At 70.8% G+C, this 10,698-nt stretch carries 9 protein-coding genes; 6 read left to right on the top strand and 3 right to left on the bottom strand.

What is annotated here, in order from left to right:
* The 3 genes from AC2EAQ_RS18815 to AC2EAQ_RS18805 all read left to right on the top strand — a co-directional run.
* A partial coding sequence (locus tag AC2EAQ_RS18815) for a hypothetical protein (RefSeq protein WP_484645975.1) occupies window positions 1-228 on the top strand: 228 nt, incomplete at its 5' end.
* 146 nt (window positions 229-374) lie between these two features.
* Complete coding sequence (locus tag AC2EAQ_RS18810) at window positions 375-1,640, top strand: right-handed parallel beta-helix repeat-containing protein (RefSeq protein WP_484645974.1); 1,266 nt, start codon at window positions 375-377, stop codon at window positions 1,638-1,640.
* Between the two features lie 37 nt (window positions 1,641-1,677).
* Window positions 1,678-2,865 (top strand): SGNH/GDSL hydrolase family protein, encoded by a 1,188-nt coding sequence (locus tag AC2EAQ_RS18805; RefSeq protein ID WP_484645973.1) that lies wholly within the window; start codon window positions 1,678-1,680, stop codon window positions 2,863-2,865.
* A 16-nt stretch (window positions 2,866-2,881) separates the two neighbouring features.
* On the opposite strand, the gene AC2EAQ_RS18800 is transcribed toward AC2EAQ_RS18805, so the two are convergent.
* Complete coding sequence (locus AC2EAQ_RS18800; RefSeq protein ID WP_484645972.1) at window positions 2,882-3,979, bottom strand: hypothetical protein; 1,098 nt, start codon at window positions 3,977-3,979, stop codon at window positions 2,882-2,884.
* Window positions 3,980-3,986: 7 nt separating this feature from the next.
* The gene (locus AC2EAQ_RS18795; RefSeq protein WP_484645971.1) at window positions 3,987-5,399 is read right to left on the bottom strand and encodes an MBOAT family O-acyltransferase; all 1,413 of its coding nucleotides are present in this window, start codon (window positions 5,397-5,399) and stop codon (window positions 3,987-3,989) included.
* 271 nt (window positions 5,400-5,670) lie between these two features.
* Between AC2EAQ_RS18795 and AC2EAQ_RS18790 the strand changes: the two genes are divergently transcribed.
* Together AC2EAQ_RS18790 and AC2EAQ_RS18785 are read left to right on the top strand one after the other, a co-directional pair.
* Complete coding sequence (locus AC2EAQ_RS18790; RefSeq protein WP_484645970.1) at window positions 5,671-6,849, top strand: glycosyltransferase family 4 protein; 1,179 nt, start codon at window positions 5,671-5,673, stop codon at window positions 6,847-6,849.
* A 50-nt stretch (window positions 6,850-6,899) separates the two neighbouring features.
* Window positions 6,900-8,576 (top strand): PQQ-dependent sugar dehydrogenase, encoded by a 1,677-nt coding sequence (locus tag AC2EAQ_RS18785; protein WP_484645969.1) that lies wholly within the window; start codon window positions 6,900-6,902, stop codon window positions 8,574-8,576.
* Between the two features lie 52 nt (window positions 8,577-8,628).
* Here AC2EAQ_RS18785 and AC2EAQ_RS18780 read toward each other — a convergent pair whose 3' ends face one another.
* Window positions 8,629-9,705 (bottom strand): glycosyltransferase, encoded by a 1,077-nt coding sequence (locus AC2EAQ_RS18780; RefSeq protein ID WP_484645968.1) that lies wholly within the window; start codon window positions 9,703-9,705, stop codon window positions 8,629-8,631.
* A gap of 445 nt (window positions 9,706-10,150) precedes the next feature.
* Here AC2EAQ_RS18780 and AC2EAQ_RS18775 point away from each other — a divergent pair.
* Window positions 10,151-10,698: hypothetical protein (locus AC2EAQ_RS18775; protein ID WP_484645967.1), on the top strand; the 548-nt coding region annotated here is incomplete at its 3' end.

Here is a 10,698-nt window from a genome sequence, read left to right as displayed (position 1 = left end):
CGGGTCTACAACACCCAGTCGTCCTACCACCTCGGCGTGCAGGTCCCGGCCATCACCCCGGGCGCCGGCGATGCCCAGGACGGCGGCGCCATCATCCGCAACAACCTCGTGTGCCACACCGCACCGATGGCCGGCAGCGCGGTGGTGCAGGCGCCCAGCGCCAGCACCATCTCCGGCAACACCTACGTGACAGGTTCCGCAGCCACCTCCGGCGCCTGCGCACGTTAGCGGATCGCCCCCCAGGGGCCTGCCGCTAACATCCCGGGGTCGCGTGAAAACGCGACCCCGTTGTCTTTCCTGGGTTCGCCGCCACAGGCGCCGGTGGCGGAACGTGGCCCGGCAGCCCGCCCACCCCCGCACGGAAGGCTCTCCCCGTGGAACGCCCCGCATCCGAACCGCTGGCCCGCCTGACCCGGGCCGCCCTGGCCCTGTCGCTGGTCGGTCTGGCCGCTTGCGCCGATCTCGTCCAGGCCGCCGGCGGCCAGGCACCGGTGATCCACCTGTCGGACTGCCAGCCCGGGGCGGCGCCCGGCTGCGTGCCCGGCAACAACGCGAACCCCGGCACGGCGGCCGCGCCCAAGCGCGACCTGTCGGGCGTCGAGCTGAATGCACTGCCGGCCGGCGCCAGCGTGCTGTTCGCCCGCGGCGGCGCCTGGAACGTCACCGCCCGCCTGTCCAACCCCTTCGTCACGTCGCAGGCCCCGCTGACCCTGGCCGATTACGGCCAGGGCCCGCTGCCGCTGCTGCGTACGCCCGCGGGCATCACGTTCATGTTCGGCCGCTACGGCGAAACCACCGTCGACGGCGGCTACGTGCTGCGCAACCTGCGGCTGGACGGCCTCGGCACGGGCCAGTGGGGTGCCTTCGTCCAGGGCGCCACGCGTGACGTGGTCTTCGACGGCATCGAGGCCACCGGATTCGACATCGGTGTCCATTCGCAGCAGTCCTCGCGCGCGCCGAACGAGCGGCTGGTGATCCGCAACGCCTTCATCCACCACAACCGGGAACACGGATTCCTCGGCGACGCCAACGGCCTGCTCATCGAGGGCACCCGCTTCGAGGACAACAACCCCAGCGGCGGCGGGCGGGAACATGGCGTCTACGTGGGCGGCAGTTCGACCGGGCTGACGGTGCGCAACAGCTTCTTCCGGCGCAACTCCGTCAACGCCGCCACCGGGCGCTGTGACGGCGGCAACCTCACCGTGCACGGCCAGCACGACAAGGTGGTGATCGAGGGCAACCTGATCGAGCAGGCCGCGTCCGACAACGGCTGCTACGGCATCAGCGTGACGGCCGGCTACGACACCGCGGAGTGGCTGCGCAATGCGGTGATCCGGGGCAACACGGTCGTCAACCTGGGCGCGTGCGCGATCTGCCTGTCGGCAGCCCCCGGCGCGTTGGTGGAATCGAACCGCATCTACAACACGCAGTCGCGCTGGCACATCGGCGTACTCATCCCCGCCATCCGCATCGGCCCGGGCGACGACGCCGACGGCGGCGCCGTGATCCGCGACAACCTCATCTGCCACACCGGGCCCAACGCCGACAGCGCCGCCGTGAAGGCGCCGAGCGCCGCCACGATCACCGGCAACGTCTACCGCACGGGCCCTGCCGCCACCACGGGGCCCTGCGCCCGCTGATGCCGCCGCCGCGCGACGGGCCGCGGCAACCTCCTGGATGACGCAAGCCTCCCGCCTCACCGTCAAGAACGTCCTGGCCGCCACGGCCCTGGTGGTGGCGTCCGCGGGCCTGACGCTGGTGGCAGCCGAGGCCGTGCTGCGCGCGGCGTCGCCAGTGGGTTTCTTCATCTGGAAGCCGCACACCAACCGCACCTTCGCACCGACGCCGGGCACGATGCCGGGCGTGTCCGGGCCGTCGCGATTCAGCACCGACGCCCAGGGCCTGCGCGCCGATCCGGCCACCGGCCGCGAGGGCCTGCGCATCCTCGCGCTCGGCGGCAGCACCACCGAATGCCTGTACCTCGACCAGGCCGAGGCCTGGCCACGCCTGCTGCAGGACCAGCTGTCCAGCCACCCCGCATCGCCCGGCGTGTGGGTGGGCAATGCCGGCATGAGCGGCCGCAACAGCCGCCACCATGTGCTGGCGATGCGCCATCTGCCGCTGCAGGACATGCGCATCGACACGGTGCTGCTGCTGTCGGGGATCAACGACCTGTCGCTGTTCCTGTCGCAGGCCGGCGCCTACGACCCCGACCTGCTGCGCAAGCCCGAGGCCGTGGAACGGCTGATGGCCGAGACCTTTCTCGGCCTGCATCGCAGCGACCCGGCGGCGCCCTGGTTCCGTCGCACCATGCTGTGGCAGCTCCTGCGTGGCCTGAAGGCGCGCTGGTCGGGCAGTGCGCCGGTGCGCGGCGCGCAGGACGAAGCCGGCGCGGTGTACGACGAGTGGCGCCGTCATCGACAACAGGCCGGCAGGATCCTGCGCGAGCTGCCCGACCTCGGGCCGGGCCTGCGCGAGTACGAGCGCAACCTGCGCGAGGTGGCGGCGCTGGCCCGGGCGAAGTCGGTGCGGCTGGTGCTGATGACCCAGCCGACGATGTGGCGGCCGGGGCTGCCGCCCGAGCTCGACCGCCTGCTGTGGTTCGGTGGCGTGGGCGAATTCCAGGTCCGACCGGGCCAGCCCTATTACGCGGTGGACGTGCTGGCCGACGCCATGGACCGCTACAACCGCGTCATGCTCGACGTCTGCGCCACGGAGAAGATCGACTGCGTCGACCTGACCGGACTGCCCCGGGACACCTCGGTGTTCTACGACGACGTCCACTTCAACGAGGCGGGCTCCCGGCAGGTCGCGTCGCTGGTGGCCGCCGCGCTGAAGGCGCGGCCCCCGTTCGTTCAGCGCTGAAGGCGCAGCCCCCGGTTCAGCGCGGTGCGGCGGGACGCCGCAGCCGCTCCCTCAGGGCCTGGGCCAGCGCGTCGTTCGGGCGCGCGGTGTAGTGGCCGTCGGGCAGGAAGTTCGCCGGGTCGTTGGCCGAGAACAGCGTGTGCGTGCTGATGTAGTCGATGCCGGCCTCGTCCAGCGCCGGGCCGAGCACCCGGTACAGGCGGTCGCCGTGGCCCTTGGTGTGCAGCAGCAGCACCACGAGGCGCTCGCCCCGCGAGCGGGCCAGCGCATCGGCCTCGACGAGGATGCGCCGCAGCACGCGGACCGGCTCGGACTGCGGGTCGAAGCCGTGCTCGTGCGAATACACCCCGGCGTCGTAGCCGTCGTGATGCGCGACCCAGCCGCGGCGCGCCAGACGGCCGACGGTGGACGCGTCGATCCACGACTGGTCGAACGTGAAACGGTCGTAGCCCTTGTCGCTGGCGGCCAGCTGGCGCCGGAACGCCTGCCACTCGGCGCCGCGCTGGGCGAAGGCGGCACGGAACTGGGCCTCGCTGGCGATCAGCGGCAGCTCCTCCTCGAGCCGGTCGCCCACGAGTCGGTAGCGCGGGTAGGTGAAGGGGGCCGGGTTCTCGAACATCGGCAGCAGGCCCGACATCGACGAGAGCTGGCCCACGGTGGATGACAGCACGCCGAACACCACCGCGTCGGCCTTGCGCAGCGGCGCGTCGACCTTGTAGGTGCGCCACGAATGCGACGCCGGCGCACCCGGCCCGCCGGCGTTGCGCAGGGTCATCGCCTTGTCCAGCTCCGCCGCACGGTTGACGGCATTGAGCGTGAAGGACTGTCCGTAGGCCGCCACCAGGAGGTCGGTGCCCGCGGCCGGTGCGGCCGGCTGGCGGCGCAGCTGGTCCTCGTCGATCCATCCGGCGCCGATGATGCGGCCGTCGCGCTGGCCGGACACCATCTGCGCCAGCTTGCCCTCGACCGAGCGGCCGTACTCGAAGTAGCGCTGCAGTTCGGCCAGTCGGGCACGTCCCGGCGCGAACGCCAGCCCCACCGCGATGTCGGCGGCGGCGATCCACAGCACCGTGTACAGCGCGATGCGCAGCGAGGTTGCCGAGAAGAAGGCCATGCGTGCGCTAGAACTGGAAGTAGATGAAGGCGCTGCGTTCGGCGGCCAGGCCCATCAGCGTCAGGAAGCCGAGCACCGCGTACAGGCCCGCGCGGGCCCAGGGCGGCAGCGACCGGTAGAACGTGGCGCGTCCGCTGCGGTAGGCGGCGAAGTCGTACGCCACCAGCACCACGATGCCCAGCAGCGTGGCCAGCGGCGGCCGCGCCAGCGCCACGCTGGCCTGCCACTGGCCGAAGAACAGTTCGCGCGTGAACGCGGCGATCTGCTCGAACGAGCGGGCCCGGAACAGCAGCCAGCCGTAGCAGACGAACTGGAAGAACACGAGCGTGCCGACGATGCGGGCCACCTGCTGCCGCCAGCCCGTCCACTCGAGCTTGGGCATCGCCTGGTTCACCACCAGCAGCGCGCCCTGGTAGCCGCCCCACAGGATGAAGTTCCACGCCGCCCCGTGCCACAGGCCGCCCAGCAGCATCGTGATCATCAGGTTGATCTTGGTGCGCGCCGCGCCGAGCCGGTTGCCGCCCAGCGGGATGTAGAGGTAGTCGCGCAGCCACGACGACAGCGACATGTGCCAGCGGCGCCAGAACTCGCTGGCGTTGGACGAGAAGTACGGGAAGCGGAAGTTCTGGCTCAGCTCGATGCCGAACATCTTCGACACGCCGCGCGCGATGTCGGTGTAGCCCGAGAAGTCGCAGTAGATCTGCAGCGCGAACGCATAGCTGCCCAGCACGATGGTCCAGGCGCTCGGGGTGGTGCCGGCATTGAACAGCGAGTCGGCCGTCGGCGCGATGCCGTCGGCGATGACGATCTTCTTGAACAGGCCCAGCAGCACCAGGAACAGGCCCCGGGTCACGCCGTCCTCGTCGATGACGCGGGGGCGCTGGATCTGCGGGATCAGGACCGCCGGGCGCTCGATCGGGCCCGCGACCAGCTTCGGAAAGTAGGCGATGAACAGCGCGTAGTGGCGGAACTTCGTGTCCGGCTGCAGGTGCCGCTGGTGGATCTCGATCACGTAGCTGATCGACTCGAAGACGTAGAACGAGATCGCCGCGGGCAGCAGGATGTTCAGGTACAGCGGGTTGGTCTCGAAGCCCAGTGTCGTCAGCAGGCGCTGGGCCGAGTCGACGAAGAAGTTGAAGTACTTGAAGTACCCCAGCACCATCAGCGCGAAGGCGATGTACAGGGTGAGATAGCGGTTGCGCGACCGCGGGTCGTGCGCGTGGCCGACGGCACGCCCGGCCATGAAGCTCACGCCGGTGATCAGCCAGATCAGCAGCAGGAAACGCCAGTCCCAGGCCGCGTAGAAGTAGTAGCTCGCCGCGAGCAGCAGCCAGTTCTGCACCTCGTGGCGCCGCACCAGCACGTAGGCGCCGAGCACCAGGGCGAGGAAGGCGAGGAACTGGAACGAAGCGAAGTTCATGCGTGGCGTGCGGCGCGCTCGGCTGCGTCTGTTCCCGCTCGAAGTCGGCGCATTCTAGGGACGCCACGCTCCATCGCGCGACACCCGGGAGCAGGGTGTGAGGAATTCTCGAAGCCGGCGGTGCAGTGGCTGGCTGCAGGGCACAGACCCGATCGATGGGCGATCATGCGGCAGCGCTGCTTCCTCGTGCCGGGCCGGCTCCGCGCCAGGCGGAAGGAATTCACGGGCCCAGGCCGGACAATGCGCGGCGCAGGCGCAGAACGACTCCAACATGAAGATCGCCTTCCTCATCCACCGGTCCGCGCTGGCCGGCGGGACCTACGTGGTGTACCAGCATGCGCTGCACCTGAGCGAGTCGGGCCACGACGTGACCATCGTGACGCTGGTGCGCGAGTCGCCCCTGGACGACGTGTGGCACCCGGGCATCCCGAAGCTGAAGTTCGTGCACGTGGACGACGCCGCCTCGCTGCGCTTCGACCTGGCGCTGGGCACGCTGTGGTCGACGATGCTCGACCTGCACCGCGTCCCCTCGGTCCGCTACGCGTACTTCGTGCAGTCGATCGAGTCGCGCTTCTATCCGGAAAGCGCCACGCGGCGGCGCGGCCTCATCGATGCCATCTACGGCTGGCGCCTGCCCGGCGTGACCGAGGCCAGCTGGATCCGCGACCACCTCGAGACCCACTACGGCACGCGCTACCACCTGGTTCTCAACGGCGTGCGCAAGGACCTGTACCGTCCCGACGGGCCGAGTCTGGCACCGCGCGATGCCGCGCGGCCGCGCATCCTGGTCGAGGGCGCCTTCAGCACGATCAAGAACACCGCCCGCGCACTGGCCACGGCGCGCCGCGCCGGCGGCGCCGAGGTCTGGCTGCTGACGATGAGCGACATTCCCTGGTACCCGGGCGTGCGCCGCGTGTTCCGCAACGTGCCCGTGGACCGGGTGGCCCCGATCTACCGGTCGTGCGACCTGATCCTCAAGCTGAGCCTGGTCGAGGGCATGTTCGGTCCGCCGCTGGAGATGTTCCATTGCGGCGGCACCGCCGTGGTCTACGACGTCACCGGGCACGACGAGTACATCGCGCACGGCCGCAACGCGCTGGTCGTGCCGATGCACGACGAGGACGGCGTGGTGGACGCGCTGCGCCGCCTGACCGGCCAGCCGGCGCTGATGGACTCGCTCAAGCGCGGCGCACTGGCCACCGCGGCGGCCTGGCCGTCGTGGGACGCCAGTTCGACCGAGTTCGCCCTGGCCCTGTCGGCCCTGGCGCAGTCCGAGGCCTTCACGCGCGAGCGGCTGCTGGACGCACGCGAAAGCCTCGAGCGCGAGTTCCCCGACGAGATCGCGCTGTTGCGGCCGGCTGTACCCCGACCGGGCGAGGTGCGCCCGCTGCGTCGCGCCGTGCGGCGCTACCGCACCTTCCTCGGCCACGTCATGGACAGCTACCGATAGGCCGCACGGGCGTGCCTGCACCGCAGAAAAGACCTCCGGACCCGACCGCCATGCGAATGTCCCCCGCGCTGAAGACCGTCTCGATCGTGGCGCTGATCGGCCTGTGCGCCTTCGCCGCCGGCGTGCTCGCTGCCGGTGGCGGCCGCCAGGCCAAGGCCCGCATCGCGGCATGGTCCGACGCGGCGCGCAAGCAGGCAGCCCTGCTCGTCAAGGGCGAGGACGCCTACGTGCGTGACGAACTGGACCGCAACTACCGCCGCCGGGACGCGCCGGCGCCGGCCGCGCCGCGCGAGCTGGACACCTCGCGACTGCCACTGACCATGGAAGTGCTGCCGCTGACGGCGAAGGACGGCTTCGCCGCCAGCGACGACCTCGTGCGCGGCGCCCTGGCGGTGGTGGACGGCCAGGTCTTGGCGATGGACAAGCTGGGCAACGTGTTCCGCCTCGAGGAGCGCACGCTGCGCCGCCTGGACCACGGGCGCTTCCCGAGCGGCATCGAGCGCTACCTGGTCGACACGCCGCGTACCCTGCCACGCACCGCGATCCGCACGCTGTACCTCGGCTATGACGCCACACGGCGCATGCTGCTGGTGAGCCACCAGCGCTTCGTGCCCCATTCGCGTCACGTGCGCTTCACGATCTCGGCGCTGCCGATCGACCCGGCCACCGGCTCGAGGACCGGCGAGTGGCGCACCCTCTTCGAGAGCGAGGACATCCCCGACGCCTCGAGCTTCCGAGGGGCCACCGGCGGCAAGATGGTGGTGTCGGGCGACACCCTGTACTTCAGCATCGGCGACTACAACTTCGGTCAGGTGCCACAGGACGCCGCTGCGCTGGTGGCCCAGGACGCCCGCTCCAGCTTCGGCAAGATCCACGAGCTGGACCTCGCCACCGGACGCCACAAGGTCCGCAGCATCGGCCACCGCAACCCGCAGGGGCTCGTGCTCACGCGACGCGGCCAGCTCATCGACGCCGAGCACGGCCCGGAGGGCGGCGACGAGCTCAACCTCGTGCGTCCGGGCGACAACCACGGCTGGCCCTACCGCACCTACGGCACGGACTACGGCACCTTCAACTGGCCCCTGAAGGACCCGAGCGCCACGCCGCGCTACACCGGGCCGATGTACGCGTGGGTGCCTTCGGCGGCGATATCGCCGGTGGTCGAGGTCGCGGACTTCGACGCCGCCTGGGACGGCGACCTGCTGGTGGGGTCGCTCAAGGCCCAGACCCTGTATCGGCTCAAGCTGGTGGACGACCGGGTGGTGTTCGCCGAGCCGATCTGGATCGGCCATCGCATCCGCGACATCGTCATCGCACAAGGCCGCATCGTGCTGATGACCGACGACCCCGCGCTGGTGTTCCTGCGCATCGACGCACCGCGCCTGGCGGCGAACACGAAACTGCAGAAGCACGTCGAGTTCACGCCCGTGCTCGCGGGTTGCCTGAACTGCCATCACTTCGGGCCGACCAATCCGACGCATGCCGCGCCCTCGCTGGGCGGCATCGTGGGCCGCCGCATCGCCGCCGACGGCTTCGAGCGCTATTCCGAGGCGCTGCGGCGCCGGCAGGGCCAGTGGGACGAGGCGTCCCTGGCCCGCTTCATCGCCGACCCGCAGGCGTTCGCACCCGGCACCTCGATGCCGCGCCCCGCACTCACCCCGCAGCAGGTGTCGGAGGTGGTGGCCGCGCTGGGTCGCCGGGCACCGGAGCCGGCCGCGCCCCGATAGTCCCGGGCCATGCGGGGCTGCCCGGATCGGCGCCCCGTGCCACGGCCGGCGCTCAGGCCCTGGCGCCGTGCAGCGCCAGAATCGACTGCCAGGTCTGCACGACGCTGTGCGCCTCGGACGGGCGCGAGTAGTGCTGCCGCACGAAGTCGGCGTGGCGCATCGCGCGCGCCTCGGCCGCCGCCGCATCGTCTTCGAATCGCGCCAGCACCGCCTCGAGCGTGCGGGCGAAGCCGAGCACGTCGCCCTGGGTCACCGGATCGCACAGGTCGGCGCTCATGAACTCCTGCGCCGCATAACCGGTGTAGCCCACGACGGCACAGCCGCATGCCGCCGCCTCCAGCGGTGGCAGGCCGAAGCCTTCGGCCTCGCACGACGACAGGAACACCGACGACTCGCCGAGCACCCGCGTCACCTGGGTCTCGTGCATGCCGTCGATGGCGCACAGGGTCCATCCCGCCAGGCGGCCGCGACCGCTCACGATCTGCAGCACCTGCACCAGGTCGCGCGGCAGCTTCCGGGGCATGTAGGCGATCTGGCGCTTCTTGGGCAAGGGCTTGAAGACCGACGTGTCCACGCCGTTGAGGGTGAGGTACACGCGGGCGTCCGGGAAGGCGTGCTGCATGTACTCGCGGTTGTGGTGCGACACGGTGATCACCGCGCTGGCCGCACCGAAGTACGGAAACCCCGCAAGGCTGTCCTCGGCCCCGAAGCCGTTGTACGTGTAATGAGCGTTCTGGTTGAACAGAACGAGGCGCGCACCGAAACCCGGCGCCCGCAGGGCCTTGCCGTAGAACTCGGGCAGCACGATCACGTCGTCGGCCCCGAGCCGCCAGCGGCGGGTGCCTCCCTGCGCCGACACCGATTCCACGATCGGGCCGGTGTCCCCCGTCAGCCACGCCAGCGGATCGATCCGCCGGCGCAGCCGCTCGGCCAGCCGGGCCTGCCAGGCCGGCCGGTGCCGCAACACGGCCAGGGGCGCGTCCGACTCGAACCAGGTCGGGTCCAGCGGACGGTCGGCCAGCACCTGGGCGTCGATGCCGGCAGCCACCAGGGATTCGACATGGCGGTAGATCTGCTTGACCCCGCCGACGGGCTTGCTCGCGAACGGGCAGTGGTAGTAGATGGTCACGTCGATGGCGTGGTGGACGCAGCGGTCAAGCAGGCGGCATGCCCGACGGCTCTTGAGCCTGCGTCGACAGAGCCGGTGTCGGCGCTGGAGGGTGTCGAGTGTAGGGGCGGCCAGGCCGCGGCCTTGGCCGCCCCCCTTTCGAAGACGCGGCCATCGACGCGTCGATCGCCGCCCGGGAGACGCACGCACCGGCACCGCGCAGCCTGCTGCACGCCGACGGTGCGTGCCACTCCGGCGCCTCGGCAGATCTGTGCCGCAGCGTAAGCAGGCACTTGCACTGCGCACTTTTCCGCAGCGCACCTCTTACTTTCCGCCACAACTTGTTCCGGGCCCGCGGGAGCGTCATCGCGGACAATCGGCGTCACTGTTCCCCAGCCGAAGTGGTCTCACGTCGGCCCCTCGCACGCTGCGGGAACTTGCTCGGAACACCTACCGATCGACGCCGATGCCTACCGCCCTTGTCTCTTCCCGTTCCACCGCCCGCCTGCTGGCCCTGTGGGCCCTGGTGGCCCTGAGCGCCTGCGGCGGCGGCGGTGGCGGTGATTCCGCGTCCTCGCCCATCAGCGGCTCTCCGTCCCCGTCGCCGGCACCCTCGCCGTCGCCATCGCCGTCGCCCGCACCCAGCCCGTCGCCCAGCCCGGCTCCGCCCCCCGGCGCCGCGGTGACCCTGTACTTCAGCGACTGCCAGACCGGCGCGGCCTCGGGCTGCGTGCCCGGCAACAACGCCAACGCCGGCACCCAGTCCGCCCCCAAGCGCGACCTGTCGGGCATCAACCTGAACACCCTGGGTGGCGGCTCGCAGCTGTATTTCGCGCGCGGTGGTGCCTGGAACGTGTCCGTGCGCCTGGACAACCGCAACGTCTCCAGCGCCGCGCCCCTGACCTTCGCCGACTGGGGCTCCGGCGCCCTGCCCGTGTTCAACACCCCCAGCGGCACCACCTTCAGCTTCGGCATGTACGGCGAGACCGTCCAGGACGGCGGCTACACCTTCCG

It is taken from the genome of Aquabacterium sp. T101 (genome assembly GCF_057219775.1).
This window is presented reverse-complemented; position numbering and strand designations above follow the sequence as displayed.